Annotated in this window: 13 protein-coding genes; 9 read left to right on the forward strand and 4 right to left on the reverse strand. The window is 47.8% G+C overall.

What is annotated here, in order from left to right; genetic code table 11:
• Nucleotides 1–30 precede the first annotated feature (30 nt).
• From IEY34_RS24200 to IEY34_RS24215, 4 genes are all read left to right on the forward strand, one after another.
• Entirely contained in the window at nt 31–492 is a 462-nt protein-coding gene (locus tag IEY34_RS24200; RefSeq protein WP_189016101.1) for a hypothetical protein, read from the forward strand.
• A gap of 576 nt (nt 493–1,068) precedes the next feature.
• Complete coding sequence (locus tag IEY34_RS24205; protein ID WP_189016104.1) at nt 1,069–2,118, forward strand: sensor histidine kinase; 1,050 nt, start codon at nt 1,069–1,071, stop codon at nt 2,116–2,118.
• Nucleotides 2,111–2,812, forward strand: a complete 702-nt coding sequence (locus IEY34_RS24210; protein ID WP_189016107.1) for a response regulator — start codon at nt 2,111–2,113, stop codon at nt 2,810–2,812. Before IEY34_RS24205 ends, IEY34_RS24210 begins: the two co-directional genes overlap by 8 nt.
• A 207-nt stretch (nt 2,813–3,019) precedes the next feature.
• The gene (locus IEY34_RS24215) at nt 3,020–3,541 is read left to right on the forward strand and encodes a CcdC protein domain-containing protein (protein ID WP_189016110.1); all 522 of its coding nucleotides are present in this window, start codon (nt 3,020–3,022) and stop codon (nt 3,539–3,541) included.
• 625 nt (nt 3,542–4,166) lie between these two features.
• Here IEY34_RS24215 and IEY34_RS24220 read toward each other — a convergent pair.
• From IEY34_RS24220 to IEY34_RS24230, 3 genes are all read right to left on the reverse strand, one after another.
• Nucleotides 4,167–5,093, reverse strand: coding sequence for a LysR family transcriptional regulator (locus tag IEY34_RS24220; RefSeq protein ID WP_189016113.1), 927 nt, complete (start codon nt 5,091–5,093; stop codon nt 4,167–4,169).
• A gap of 49 nt (nt 5,094–5,142) precedes the next feature.
• On the reverse strand, nt 5,143–6,129 hold the full coding sequence (locus IEY34_RS24225) for an SLAC1 anion channel family protein (protein ID WP_189016116.1): 987 nt from the start codon (nt 6,127–6,129) through the stop codon (nt 5,143–5,145).
• Nucleotides 6,130–6,387: 258 nt separating this feature from the next.
• Nucleotides 6,388–8,103 carry an ABC transporter ATP-binding protein gene (locus tag IEY34_RS24230; RefSeq protein ID WP_189016118.1) on the reverse strand — a complete coding sequence of 572 codons (1,716 nt, stop codon included), beginning with the start codon at nt 8,101–8,103 and terminating at the stop codon, nt 6,388–6,390.
• Nucleotides 8,104–8,285: 182 nt separating this feature from the next.
• Between IEY34_RS24230 and IEY34_RS24235 the strand changes: the two genes are divergently transcribed.
• Nucleotides 8,286–9,071 (forward strand): lipase family protein, encoded by a 786-nt coding sequence (locus IEY34_RS24235; RefSeq protein WP_189016121.1) that lies wholly within the window; start codon nt 8,286–8,288, stop codon nt 9,069–9,071.
• Nucleotides 9,072–9,277: 206 nt separating this feature from the next.
• Nucleotides 9,278–10,807, forward strand: coding sequence for an MDR family MFS transporter (locus IEY34_RS24240; RefSeq protein WP_189016124.1), 1,530 nt, complete (start codon nt 9,278–9,280; stop codon nt 10,805–10,807).
• Nucleotides 10,808–10,879: 72 nt separating this feature from the next.
• On the opposite strand, the gene cysK is transcribed toward IEY34_RS24240, so the two are convergent.
• Nucleotides 10,880–11,812 carry a cysteine synthase A gene (gene cysK / locus IEY34_RS24245; RefSeq protein ID WP_189016125.1) on the reverse strand — a complete coding sequence of 311 codons (933 nt, stop codon included), beginning with the start codon at nt 11,810–11,812 and terminating at the stop codon, nt 10,880–10,882.
• 214 nt (nt 11,813–12,026) lie between these two features.
• On the opposite strand from cysK, the gene IEY34_RS37585 reads away from it, so the two are divergent.
• The 3 genes from IEY34_RS37585 (at nt 12,027) to IEY34_RS24255 (ending at nt 13,818) form a co-directional block, all read left to right on the forward strand.
• Nucleotides 12,027–12,209 carry a hypothetical protein gene (locus tag IEY34_RS37585; RefSeq protein ID WP_308423048.1) on the forward strand — a complete coding sequence of 61 codons (183 nt, stop codon included), beginning with the start codon at nt 12,027–12,029 and terminating at the stop codon, nt 12,207–12,209.
• Between the two features lie 93 nt (nt 12,210–12,302).
• The gene (locus IEY34_RS37590) at nt 12,303–12,689 is read left to right on the forward strand and encodes a hypothetical protein (RefSeq protein ID WP_308423049.1); all 387 of its coding nucleotides are present in this window, start codon (nt 12,303–12,305) and stop codon (nt 12,687–12,689) included.
• A 367-nt stretch (nt 12,690–13,056) separates the two neighbouring features.
• A complete protein-coding gene (locus IEY34_RS24255; RefSeq protein ID WP_189016127.1) occupies nt 13,057–13,818 on the forward strand; it encodes an exodeoxyribonuclease III in 762 nt (253 codons plus the stop codon).
• The last annotated feature ends 66 nt before the right edge of the window (nt 13,819–13,884 follow it).

Below are 13,884 nucleotides of genomic sequence, written 5' to 3' on the forward strand. Positions count from 1 at the left end.
AAACATAGAATACTCTCGAAAAGCGCAGGTATGCCCAAAGCAAAAGCCTTGCTGCTGTATCATGCGCGAGTCAAGAAACATAGCCTATCAGGGGCAGGTCGTCTTGTTGCTCAACCCACCGTTTCGATTGGAACTGATAATTCCTGGTTCAACGCCCAGATCATAGCTCGCAACCTGAGCAATGAAACGGCTATCGTCTCAACACGCTTCTCAATTTCACAGCGCAGAAACATTCTCGCCGCTTCCCTGTTCCTTTCTGTCGATAACTACGCCACTGTCATCATCAATGGTGTGCCGCTCGTGTATGACGCGCCTCAGAATACACCAGCTTTCTACAATACCGGACGCAGCTTCAATATCCGTCAGTTCCTCCGCCGGGGCCGTAATGACATCGTTATTATCGCCTTTAATGCGAACGGACAGCGGACTGTTGATAATCCTGCTGGTGTAGCCGCAAGGCTCGATATTCGACTTAGTTCTTTGATTAATTGACCGGGCTTATGCCTGGTCTTTCATTTTCAATACCATAATGGTGTGGGAAATTAATGTGGACGATTATTAATCCAATTATTATTATTATTATTATGATAGCGAAAATGCTAATTATTGGTTAATGATCAACTATCTTCTAAATCTTAATTGGATTGAAATACAGAGAGTAAGTGCGTAGTAAATAGACGGAGGCTCCCTATGTTTTTTATTAGTGATCCTCGACATTATATAGGCGCTTAATGGGCAGTTAAATGTAGTGATATCTTCTTGATTAAGTAGGGTTACAACGAAGAAGGTTTGCCAGATAGAATCTCTGCGTAACAATTCGCCTGCTGTGATAGAATTGAGAGAAATTGCTTTTAGTCTATACCGGAAGGGAAATTGCTGATGAAATCTTTGTCCTATAACAGGGGTTATATGGCCGTGAGTATTGCTCTGAGCTATGTCTGCATTCAAATGCTTCCCGATGCGCCTGCAGCCCGGTGGGCGGCGATCGGACTATGTCTCTTGTATGTCGCGGGGCTAGGCGCCGTTTTTAAGCTCTCTTCGCTACGCGCCCTGTCTCTGGTATTTGCCTTGCTATATGGTGCGGCGCTCGCTTACGGATTTTTCTTCAAGGATCAGATTTCCCTGCTCTTAATCCTGCAGGGGTTTCTTACCAGCTTTATTGCCCTCAAACTGCCGGACTGGCTTTCTGCACTAGAAGCAGGGACTTTCCTGATGATTACCTTTGTCCTGCTCGTTTATGATCGAGACTATACATGGGTGTCGCTACTTAGGCAGGAACTGTTCATTCATATCGGTTTGTACGCTTTGCTGCGCATGGTTCGGATCAATCGGGGTCGGGATATAGAAAGGATGGAGCACGCAGAAGAACAGCGTCGTAATGCGGAGGAGCTGACCGTTGTCCACGCCGAACTTGCGCAGACGCATGACAAGCTTCGGCGGGCGCACGAGGAACTTGAGCGGGCGACGCTGCAGTCGCTGCGTTATGCGGTGCTCGAAGAACGGAGCCGGATCGCCCGGGATATTCACGACAGTATCGGGCACCGGCTGACGTCTGTCATTGTGCAGCTCCAGGCCTTGCCTTACGTGCTGAGAAACAATGAAGCTAAGTCGGCGGAAATCGTGAAAAATGTGCTAGGGGTCGCACGCAGCTGTCTGCAGGAGGTACGCACGGTCGTGCACAATATGGGCGTGGATGAGACTGGGGCGGGAGCCGTTTCGCTGCACAGTCTAGTGCAGCAGACCACATCATCATTTGATCTGGACATTCGTCTGGACCTGGACGAAAGCGAAGATCAGGATACCTGGCCGCTCGATACTGCCGTCGTGCTGTACCGCTGTCTTCAGGAGGCGCTGACAAACACCATCCGCCATGCGCAAGCGAAACGGGTTGAAGTTTCTATAAATCGGAGCGGAGAAGGTATAATGCTTCATTACCGCGATGACGGAGAGCTTGCATCTGGCAGTGATTTGCATGAAGGCTTCGGGCTTAACGGCATTCGCAAGCGCTGTGCGGAGGCGGGAGGACGTTGTGAGATCGGAGCGCAGGAACCACACGGTTTCGGCATGAATATTTGGCTGCCTCTGGCAGCACTGAAGGAGAAAGAAACGTATGGATAAAGCGCGTATTTTGCTGGTGGACGATCAACCGCTCGTCAGGCAGGGCATAAAATATATTATTGCGGCACAGTCCGACATGGAGGTGGCCGGCGAAGCGCGCAACGGTCTCGATGCTGTGAAACTGGCGCAGGAGACAATGCCGCATCTCATTCTCATGGATGTGCAGATGCCAGAGTTAGACGGGATTGAAGCAACCCGGCGTATTCTGGCGCAGCAGCCGGACTGCCGGATCGTCATTCTGACAACGTTCGATACAGAAGAGTATGTTTATGAAGGGATTCGTGCGGGAGGAATCGGCTACCTCCTCAAGGACACGGAACCGGAAGAGCTGCTGATGGCCATCCGCGCCACGCTGCGAGGCGAGGCCATCTTCCGGACCGCACTTGCCGCAAAGCTGATCGGGCAGGTATTTCAGAAACAGCAGGCAGATGCCACTGCGAAAGCCGGCGTTGAAACATCGGAACACGGAGGAGACACAGATGGAGACTTGTCTTTGATCCAGACTTTTACCAACCGTGAATTAGAGGTGCTCCAGCAGATGGCCTACGGCCTGCGAAACGAAGAAATTGCCGCGAAGCTGTTTGTCAGCGAAAGCACAGTCAAAACGCATGTCCACCGTATTCTGCAGAAATTTGACGTCCAGGATCGTACGCAGGCGGTCGTCTACGCTATCCGCAATGGAATCGTTAAGTAGGTATTTCTCATGAACAAGGGCCGGTAAATGCCGGTTCTTTTTTTATGGATACAGGACTATTTAAAACAATCATTCACTCGTCTATCCACCTGCAGATTGATTCGCGCGGACAGCAGAATCCATCCACCGATGGACGCGGTGCCTCCTTAAGTCCGGTAAGATGAAGACATCCCAAAACGAAACAACAACCAAGGAGGAACTCAATGAATGACAACTAGTATCTGGATTTCCATCATCGCCACTTTTGCAGTAATCGTACTCAGCACTTTCGGACGCAAATCCTTTAACGGCATTCGTCTTCTAATTCCTGTCGGCATCCTCGGATACTTCGGCGCCACTTACCTGAAGGATGTACCGACCGGCGGCAACAACGGCTGGCTTCTTGCAGCATCTACCCTGTTCGGCGCTCTGATCGGCGCCGTGCTGATTGGCCTCGCCAGTGTCGAACGTGATGACAAAGGTAAAACGTATGTAACAACCGGTATTGCTAGCGTTGCCGTAATGGCAATTGTTTTCATTCTGCGTATTTTACTGGTCGAATGGGTAACACATCATCTGGAGAAGGCTTATCTCTATTCGGTTGAGCATCATTTTGACCTGAATTTAATTGCACCGGCATTCGTCCTGATGGCTATAGCCATGGTAGTGGTTCGAATCGGCGGTGTAGTTGTTAAAGTAAAGCGAGTAAAAATCGGAGCGGAGCTCCAGGATCAGCGCGTGTTAAGCTGAGGAATGAAATCCGTTAGTGTATCAGTTAGTTCCGGCACCATGTATGTATTTGTGTACTCTATATCACCATCACTATAGCGGCAAAGCAAAAGCCCGCGCTTAACGCGGGTTTTCTTCACATCTACTCCATTTTTTTCAGTAGCAGCGAGCATTAGGATTCTCCTCAAAACTAACTATTCATTCCGATTTTGATATGCAGCCTGCTCTGTGCGGGATTCTTGATGGGGCAGAAATAGGTCTGATCGGGAAGGGTGGCAAAGCCGCTTTTATGCGATAGCCCGCTATCGACCGGAAGGATGACCCCTGTAATGAAGGAAGCGTGATCACTAAGCAGCCAGGCTAATTTGTTATTTCAGCAAATACGTGAACAAAAGGGAGTAGGTGAAGCACTTAACGAAGCAGCGGCTTCATTAGGAATTGATCTACCTAAAACAGTTGCTCTAACGTTCTAGCCGTGGTACTGTATACATACAGGTTAATTGTCGTGGAAACACGAAATCACAGGTTGAGAAAAGCTACTGGAAACGGGGCTTTTTTCGTTTTTATATTATGAATATTTTAGAAAAGTTCTTGCGAAAGCAAGGGCTTTTTTACTTATAAATAAAAACAAAAAAGCCTCTGCGTATTACACGTCAGAGGCTTGATCACAATAAGCTGAAGGCTCTTCTTTCTTAATAGAGTTAATATAAGAAATAATCAAATCGATAAAACCACTCGCTGCCTGTCCCAAATATTTATCTTTATGATAAACAATTCCTACTTCTCGGATGAGCTTTGGGTTTACGATTGGAATGATGAGTAAATCCTCATAGTGATACATCTCGATTAATGTTTTAGAAAGAATTGTGGCCCCTATCCCGGACCTGACTAAATTAAATAAAGAATCGATCGTTGTTGTTTCAATAAATGGCTTTATTTCTAGACCTGCATTTCGACAGGTGGAGTCAATCAGTTGCCGGCATCGGTGTGTTTCAGGAAACATCACAATAGGCGTTGTAACTAATTCCTCTAAATTAATTTGAGCATAGCTGGCCAAAGGATGGTTGGCGGTAGTCACGAAAAAGAACGCCTCTCTATAGAGAGGCTTAACCGCCAGTTTATCATGTTCTACAGGTAAAATGGAAATAGCAAAGTCCAGTTCATTTTGCAGGACACGTTCAACAATGTCTTCATTCGTAATCAGCTTTATGCGTATATTTGGAAAATTGCGATGATAATCGATTAAAAGTGATGAAGCGAGTTCATTCAATTCTCCCGGCAAAGCGCCAATCGATAAAGTGCCGCGTTCAACTTTCTGCAGTTCTTGAATTTGCTCGCGTGCACTTGTCAAAGATCTTATAGCTTTATGGGATTGTTGGTACAAAATCATACCTGCTTCTGTAATCATCGTCTTTTTACCGATTCGATCAAACAAGCGAACACCAAGTTCGTTCTCAAGTGCCTTTATTTGATGACTTAACGTAGGCTGTGTAATACCAAGCTTATCTGCGGCCCGAGTAAAATGGAGTTCTTCACAGGTCGTCATGAAATATTCTAGCTGCCTTAATTCCATCCTCATTCACCTCCGGTTTCTTCATTATACCGCTACAACCGATGTCTTTTCACCCTTGTAAAAGCTTTCCGTTGAACAAATTAATGAGCGTCCGAATAAGTAAAACGATGATGACAATCGTTAAAATCAAAAGGATCAACGCTGCAATAACTTTTAATGGCCACGTATTCACATGTATCGCATATTTTAAAGCGGCATTACTAAGTGCAGCCATAGGAAAGCTAACAGCCCACCACGATGCGCCAAAGGTAACGGATTTCTTAAATACTTTAAAAGCAAGCACGATAAAGAGGAAAAGACCGAAATAAAACAATACGGCTGCAAAGTTATCAATCCGCTGCATGAAATTACTATAGCCCAAAAAACCTACTTCAAAAGGTGCGATCAAAATAATCATCGAAGGCATCAGGCCAATGCCTAGCGCCTCATGATGGATTAAACGATTGATAATCAGCGGCAAAAATAGGAGTGCGGCAAAACCACCAATGGCAAGACTCATTAAATTGACTTCATGCGCCCAAGCAAAGGGCATTGTTCCTCCTGTTACCGCAATATCTAATACGCCTACGCAGGGAATTAACCAGGCAGGAACCGCATGGGATGGATCCAATTTACCTTTAAGCAAGCGGGATATGATAATGTAACTTAACGCTAATGCGAGAATCATACCTATTATCCAAACAAATTCACTAAGAACTTTCTGATACGGATTCAAAATAGATGACAACAGCAAAATCGCAATGGGTATGGTACCGAAAAAGTTTCCCACAATCGGATGAGTGAACTCTGCTGCTACCTTCTGAGGATAACGAATCCCTTTCACCAGGAATCCTATGGAAAGTAGAATGAATACGATAATGGCTATGGCTGCTGTCAGATCAGCTAATACAGCAGACGTGTGAAAGAGTTCGTGGGAAAGTCTCCATGATGAAGAAAAACCTGAAATCCCCATTACAGCGGCGAATAAATTCACCGGCAAGTATTGAATGGATCCGATTTTGCCTATATTCTGTTGCTTGGTTGCTGTCAATTCCATGCTGCTCACCACTTTCGAATCATATAGTCTTCCAAACACTCTTCGTAAACATGCCAGTAATGTTTGTTATTGTTTGTTACTGACAAGAGGACAATACATGTGAAAACCTCACTATTACGTTGTACAGCAATTATAATAAATCAACAGATCACCCATCAATGTTCATTTTTCTATCATAATGATGCACAGTTTCTATCGTCCATTGAAGATAAAAAGGCTGCTCCCCTGGTTTGCAACCTGGGGAGACAGCCTTCTGATTTAAGTGCTAAACTGCGCTTGGTGCAAGCGGCTGTAAACCCCGCCTACCGCGATGAGTTCCTCGTGCCCGCCTTGCTCGGTAATGCCGTGCTCCGTCACGACGACGATGCGGTCGGCATTCTTGATCGTCGCCAGTCGGTGCGCGATGACTAATGTCGTGCGCCCCTGCGACAGCTCGGCGAGCGACTGCTGAATCGCTGCCTCTGTCTCTGTGTCGAGCGCCGATGTCGCCTCATCGAGGATGAGTATCGGCGGATTCTTCAAGAACATCCGCGCGATCGCAAGGCGCTGCTTCTGACCGCCGGACAGCTTGACGCCGCGCTCGCCGACAATCGTATCCAGTCCCTTAGGCTGCGACTGGATATAGCCTACGAGCTGCGCGCGCCGCGCAGCATCCCAGATCTCCACGTCCGTCGCGCCCAGCTTGCCGTACGCGATGTTCTCCCGCAGCGTGCCGGAGAACAGGAACACATCCTGCTGCACGATGCCGATTTGGCGGCGCAGCGACTCCAGTTCGATACCGCGAATGTCGCGGCCATCGATGGCAATGCTGCCCTCGCTTACATCGTAGAAGCGCGGCAGCAAGCTGCAAATCGTTGTCTTTCCTGCACCGGACGGGCCGACGAAGGCAATCGTTTCTCCAGCTCGAATGGATAAGTTGATATCATTCAACACCCTAGCCTCATCGCCGTAGCCAAAGGACACCGAATCAAACGTAATTTGACCATTCAGGTGGTCCATTTTCACCGCATTCGGTCGGTCGGAAACTTCCGGCTCCGTATCGATGACTTCGACGTACCTTCTGAAACCAGCGATTCCTTTGGGATAGCTCTCAATGACATTGTTAATTTTCTGAATCGGACCCAGGAATACATTCGTTAAGAGGATAAAGGCAATAAACTCACCATAGCTAATCTGCTTGTCAATGACAAACCAAGTTCCGCAGATGAGGACGAATACCGTAACTAAACGCATCAAGATGTAGCTTAACGAAATATTCCAAGCCATGATTTTATAAGACAGCAGTTTGGTCAAACGGAACCGTCCGTTGTTCACTTCAAACAACTTTCTCTCGTACGATTCATTCGCGAACGCCTGAACCACACGAATCCCGCCAATATTGTCCTCGACTCTCGCATTGATATCAGCCAGGTCGCCCATCATACGGCGGAACGTTTTGGTCATTTTCTGATTGAAGAAGACCGCAATCCACAGCAAGAATGGCACGATAACGAACGTCAACAGCGCCAGCTTCACATTAATTTGCAGCATCAGCAGCAAAGCACCGATCAGCGTCATCACCGCGATAAACAGATCTTCCGGCCCATGATGCGCGACTTCACCAATTTCGAGCAAGTCGTTGGACATACGTGACATCAATTGGCCTGTTTTGTTATTGTCATAAAACCGGAACGACAGCTTCTGCAGATGATCGAACATCTTTTTACGCATATCCGTCTCAATATTAATGCCCAGCTTATGTCCCCAATAGGTCACAACGAAATTCAGCACGGTGTTTATCCCATAAACAGCAAGCAGCCCCGCACAGGCCCATATAATCCAGGACCAATTGCCAGCAGGAAGCAGCTTGTCTACGACTTGATTAACAGCAAGCGGGAACCCCAGTTCGAGAAGTCCAGCCACAACCGCACAGGTGAAATCCAAAATAAACAAGTGTTTGTAGGGCTTATAATATGAAAAGAAGCGTTTTAACACGTGTCCCCACCTCCCATCGACTATTATACCTGAAAGGGTAGTAAAAAGTGGAATATTTTAGTTTGCGCGCAGCGAACCTCTCTATCATGGTGCTCTAATAAATAGGCTTCTGTCGGAGGACAGGTATCCCCTACTTTCATATATATAGATGAACAGCATCTTGTGTGTGGAGGTATCGACCTATGCTCAGTAACTCGTTAGACACACGAACGGCAATATTCCTTGCAGCTATGTGCAGCCAAGGCTATCAACTACTTGAATATGGACCAGAAAGCATTGTTTTGCCACAACGCTATCGGTTGGTCACTTCTTTTGCAGCGAACTCTATTCTGAGTAAAAAAGAACTGTTCGGCTTCATTGCCGAATCGGACGGGCAAATCGTCATCGTCTTCCGCGGCACGCACTCCACATCCGACTGGATCTCTGACAGTATTGCCAGACAAATCGTGTTCCCATATGCCAAAGAGGGCGGACTTTCCCATAAAGGGTTTACTGATATTTATGAGTCGGCTCGCAAGCAAATCCTTGCCGCGCTGCGCAAACTCTCTGCCGACAAAACCCTTTACATCACAGGACACAGTCTCGGCGGAGCCCTTGCCGCTCTCTGTGCGGCTGATTTAGCCACTAACACCAAATTCAAGTCGCCATCCGTCTACACCTTTGCATCTCCACGTGTCGGAAATCCGACATTCGCGGAACTATTTAACCGCCGAACAGGTCCTCATTATCGCATTTACAATACCAACGATATCGTCCCTGATCTTCCACCCGTCATCTATAAATCCTTACGAACCGACAAGATCTATCACTACCTTCATGTGAAAAAGGCAGTCGAACTCACCTTCCAAGCAGGCTCTGTTGCTGCGAACCATGCCATCGGCAATTATTTTGCCGAGTTGACGAAGTTGGACCCTCGCTACACGCAGCGGCTATGCAGTCAGAACCCGGGATTCTGCCCGAATGCTTAACCTGAACATCATCGATCAGCCCCGCTACATGCCAACCATCCGGTGGAACAAGCCGGAAAAGGGGGCTTTTTTTACGCTCAACCAGGTCTGGTCTTCCAGAAATATTTCTTTGTACGACCTTCAAACCCTGACAGACTATTGTCAGGGTTGCTTCTTTATAATCAAGTTATACCAAACATTGAAATAAAGAAGGGAATGGATGAAAGATGAAATCAAAAAACCAAACCGGATTCATTCTAGCCGGACTCCTGCTAGCTATCCTAATGGCCTCGATGGATAATACGATTGTTGCAACAGCAATGGGCTCGATTATCGCTGACCTTGGAGGGCTCGATAAATTTGTATGGGTCACATCCGCTTACATGGTTGCTGAAATGGCCGGCATGCCGATCTTCGGCAAGCTGTCGGATATGTATGGACGCAAGCGATTCTTTATTTTCGGAATTATCGTGTTCATGATCGGTTCTGCTTTATGCGGGACAGCGACCTCCATCGTCCAACTGAGCTTGTATCGGGCCATTCAAGGGATAGGCGGCGGGGCATTAGTGCCCATCACCTTCACCATTATGTTCGATGCTGTTAAACCAGAGAATCGCGGCAAGTTGATGGGCTTGTTCGGAGCTGTATTCGGTATGTCCAGCATCTTCGGCCCCTTGCTTGGCGCCTACATGACGGATTATATCAAGTGGGAGTGGATTTTCTATATCAATCTGCCCCTAGGTCTTATCGCTTTCGCCTTGGTTGCTTTCAATTATAAAGAGTCCCTTCAGCATGCCAAACAAAGAATCGACTGGACAGGCGCGTTGACACTGGTAGGAGCAATTGTGTGTCTCATGTTTGCTTTGGAATTAGGTGGTAAGCAGTATGCTTGGAACTCTGCCCCGATCCTTGGTTTATTCGCTGGATTCGTCGTGCTTGCGATCAGTTTTCTCTATGCAGAAACGAAGGCTCAGGAACCTATTATTTCTTTTAAAATGTTCAGAGATCGCCTCTACTCAGCAAGCAATGCCATCGCTATGTTAAGCGGTGCAGCTTTCATTACGGCTTCTGTTTATATTCCAATCTTCATCCAGGGCGTCCTCGGCGGAAGCGCAACGAATTCCGGCCTCGTGCTGCTGCCGATGATGCTCGGGACAGTTGTTACGGCTACAGCAGGTGGAATGCTGATCAGTAAATTTACGTATCGTGCCATTCTGATGTCGACACTCGTGCTTTTACTAATCGGAATAGCACTGCTTACGACGCTTACGCCGGAATCATCACGACTGCTGATCACCCTGTATATGATATTGATTGGTTTGGGGATAGGCGCTTCCTTCTCGGTGCTAAGCAGTGCGGTTATTCAATCGGTTGACCCTAGTCAACGGGGGGCGGCGAGCTCTACCCTCAATTTCCTTCGTTCGCTCGGCATGACGATTGGGATCACCATTTTCGGTATTATCCAAAGCCATTCACTGACCCGGCATTTGACAGATGCCTTCTCCAGTAATGGGCAATCTGCGATGCCAGCAGGGTTGGATTTCAAGGACCCTCATGCACTGTTGGATCCAGCAACCCGCACCCAAATTCCGGGGCAGGCTCTGGAGCAAATCTCGGCGGGACTCTCATCCTCCATTACGCTTACTTTTGCATGGGCGATTATCCCGGCTGTACTGGCTCTTATTGCCGCTTTCGCGATGAGCAGAGAGAAGTTTGTCTTGGAGGCAGAGACAGAGAAGTTCGTGGCTTCGCACTAAAAAAGACCAAGAAGAAGACCAGAACCCACTTGCGGGTCTCTGGCCTTTTTTTGCGAACAGCGATAGGTTCTGTTATTCATCAAAAAGCGACGTAGACAAATACCGTTCCCCCGTATCCGGCAATAGCACGACAATCGTCTTCCCTTTATTCCCAGGCCGCTTCGCAATTTCCGTAGCTGCGAACACAGCAGCACCGGAAGAGATGCCCACGAGCAGTCCTTCGGATTTGGCTAATTCACGCGCTGTCTGTACGGCATCCTCATTGTTAACCGTGACGATCTCATCGACCACCTCTCGGTGGAAATTGTCCGGAATAAATCCGGCGCCGATTCCCTGAATCTGATGCACACCGCGTTTGCCGCCTGAAAGAACCGGAGAATCCGCCGGCTCCACCGCAACAATCTGCGCGGCTGGGTTCCTCTGTTTGAGCAGCTCACCTACACCTGTAATCGTTCCACCCGAACCAACACCAGCGACGAAAATATCAACGTCACCTTCGGTATCGCGCCAGATTTCCTCGGCTGTCGTTCTTTTGTGAATCTCAGGGTTAGCCGGATTGCTGAATTGCTGCGGAATGAAGGAATTCGGCATTTGTGCCGCCAACTCTTCCGCTTTCTTAATCGCCCCAAGCATGCCTTCGGCGGCTGGTGTCAGAACAAGCTCAGCGCCCAGCGCTTTCAATAATTTCCTCCGCTCCACGCTAAAGGAATCCGGCAAAATAATAATCAACCGATACTTCAGCGCCGCCGCCGCAAAAGCAAGTCCAATTCCGGTGTTCCCGCTGGTTGGCTCAATAATCACCGTGTCTTTGTTCAATTTCCCTGAGGCTTCTGCCTCTTTGATCATCGCGAAGCCGATTCGGTCCTTGACGCTGCCCGCCGGATTAAAATATTCCAGCTTCGCCAGCACTCTGGCCTCCAGGTTAAGCTTATTGCTATAGTTCCAGAGTTCAAGCAGCGGTGTATTACCGATTAACTCTGTGAGATTGTTATATATTTTGGTCATGCGATAGCCTCCTCATCTATTAAACCAATGAACTTAGTCGGATAAGTATAGTATACCTGCTGGACGGCGAAAAATTAAATCAATAATGTTGATGAAAGTGTAGGCTATTTTCTTATATATGGGTGGTTTGTTATAATGACTATAGACGAAGAACGTCCTTTTGCCTTTTGGCGAGAGGGCGTTCTTTTTATTTTATTTAAGGAGGCTTAGACGAATGGACTTTGAAACTGCACATCAAGCATTTCTTGCGCTTCATATCGAGCTTAGACAGGGGGAACGAAAGGGGCGTTTAATTAGAGGGCATTCTTACGCGGAAACAAGTTTTCTCAAGCAAGTGTGGTATCCCTTGTTTGGGCATCTAGATGATCTTCATCCCGAATATGAGGTTTATGATTGAAATCGCAAATCACAATTCATCGATTTTGCTTATATAACACCTTTTGGCCGCTTTGGGATTGAATGCGATGGTTACCAGAGTCATGTCAAAGACATGGACCGTGAGAGGTTTAATTATGCGCTTAACCGCGACACGTTTCTAACCGCATTAGGTTGGAAAATGCTTCATTTCTCTTTGGATGATATCCAAAATCGTTCGGAGGTTTGCCGAATGCTGCTGCAAATGGCCCTAGGCCCGAGTATCGCGCGAAATACCCCATTGACGGCCACCACCATCATGGAAAAAGAAGTGCTTCGTCTAGCATGGCAGCTTGGACGGTGGATTCGTCCCAAAGATGTCACCACCAACCTTGGCGTCGATTTCCGAACAGCACGGAAGTGGTTGCACACCTTGGTCGAACGAGGTTGCCTTTCCCCCATCGTCAGAGGAGCGGACGTTCGGCACTATGAATTGAAGGCGGGTTCCTTCGAACATCTATAGGACATAACTAACGATGCTGGAATGTAGCTCCACCTCCGGAGCTCCTAAATCAGCCATTCCACTGGATTTATCCAATGAAAGCTCCCTCTGGAGCGCCTAAATCAGCATTCCATTGGATTTATCCAATGAAAGCTCCCTCTGGAGCGCCTAAATCAGCATTCCATTGGATTTATCCAATGGCCTAGTGGAGGTACTAGAGAATTGCTGACTATAGCGACCACCCTCGCAAATCCTAGTCGAGCGTTGCAGCACCGCCCCATAGCGGTGGTCAACCCACATGCAGAGAAGCGCATCATGGAGCAGCACATGCATTCTATGCTACACTAGCATAAGAATCTATCGTCAGCAGCAAGGGGAATCTACGAGTATGATACTAGTATCTTGGAATGTGAATGGGATAAGAGCATGTGTGAACAAAGGGTTTGTGGATTACGTTCAGCAGAAGGATGCTGATATTATTTGTCTGCAAGAAACCAAGCTGCAAGAGGGACAGATTAACCTCGAACTTGGCGAGGCGTATACACAGTACTGGAACTATGCCGTTAAGAAAGGCTACTCTGGAACAGCTGTGTTCACGAAGGTGCAGCCGATTTCCGTTCGCTATGGGATGGAAGTGGATGAAGAGCCGGAAGGGCGAATCCTGACACTGGAGTTCGAGCAATTTTACCTAGTCACGGTATATACGCCGAATGCGAAACGCGACCTTTCGCGGTTGGACTATAGGATGGAGTGGGAAGATCGTTTCCGCAGCTATCTTCTGCAATTGGATGCTCTGAAGCCCGTTGTTGTCTGCGGAGATCTGAATGTAGCGCACAATGAAATCGATTTGAAGAATGCCAAAGGGAATCACAACAATTCTGGCTTCACCCTCGAAGAACGCGGCAAAATGACGGAACTCTTGGCCGCTGGTTTCATCGATACATTCCGCGCTCTCTATCCGGACCGGACGGATGTCTATTCCTGGTGGTCCAACATGCCTGGGGTCCGGGCACGGAATGTCGGATGGCGCATCGATTATTTCCTTGCCTCCGAACGGCTGCGCCCTCAAATCGTAGATTCGGTCATCGACTGCGACATCTTGGGCAGCGATCACTGCCCTGTCGTTTTAGAACTCGATTGGGCCCGATAGCACCCTATATCCGCACACGCTCTACACCAAAGAGCACCTACCACAGATTAGCGGGTAGGTGCTCTT

Source organism: Paenibacillus marchantiophytorum (assembly GCF_014640555.1).
In the GTDB taxonomy this organism is placed as follows: domain Bacteria; phylum Bacillota; class Bacilli; order Paenibacillales; family NBRC-103111; genus Paenibacillus_E; species Paenibacillus_E marchantiophytorum.

Coding starts and splice junctions, on each gene's coding strand:
- IEY34_RS24255 (WP_189016127.1), top strand. CDS start 13,057: ATGATACTAGTATCTTGGAATGTGAATGGGATAAGAGCATGTGTGAAC.
- IEY34_RS24240 (WP_189016124.1), top strand. CDS start 9,278: ATGAAATCAAAAAACCAAACCGGATTCATTCTAGCCGGACTCCTGCTA.
- IEY34_RS24200 (WP_189016101.1), top strand. CDS start 31: ATGCCCAAAGCAAAAGCCTTGCTGCTGTATCATGCGCGAGTCAAGAAA.
- IEY34_RS37590 (WP_308423049.1), top strand. CDS start 12,303: ATGGACCGTGAGAGGTTTAATTATGCGCTTAACCGCGACACGTTTCTA.
- IEY34_RS24215 (WP_189016110.1), top strand. CDS start 3,020: ATGACAACTAGTATCTGGATTTCCATCATCGCCACTTTTGCAGTAATC.
- cysK (WP_189016125.1), bottom strand. CDS start 11,812: ATGACCAAAATATATAACAATCTCACAGAGTTAATCGGTAATACACCG.
- IEY34_RS24220 (WP_189016113.1), bottom strand. CDS start 5,093: ATGGAATTAAGGCAGCTAGAATATTTCATGACGACCTGTGAAGAACTC.
- IEY34_RS37585 (WP_308423048.1), top strand. CDS start 12,027: ATGGACTTTGAAACTGCACATCAAGCATTTCTTGCGCTTCATATCGAG.
- IEY34_RS24210 (WP_189016107.1), top strand. CDS start 2,111: ATGGATAAAGCGCGTATTTTGCTGGTGGACGATCAACCGCTCGTCAGG.
- IEY34_RS24225 (WP_189016116.1), bottom strand. CDS start 6,129: ATGGAATTGACAGCAACCAAGCAACAGAATATAGGCAAAATCGGATCC.
- IEY34_RS24235 (WP_189016121.1), top strand. CDS start 8,286: ATGCTCAGTAACTCGTTAGACACACGAACGGCAATATTCCTTGCAGCT.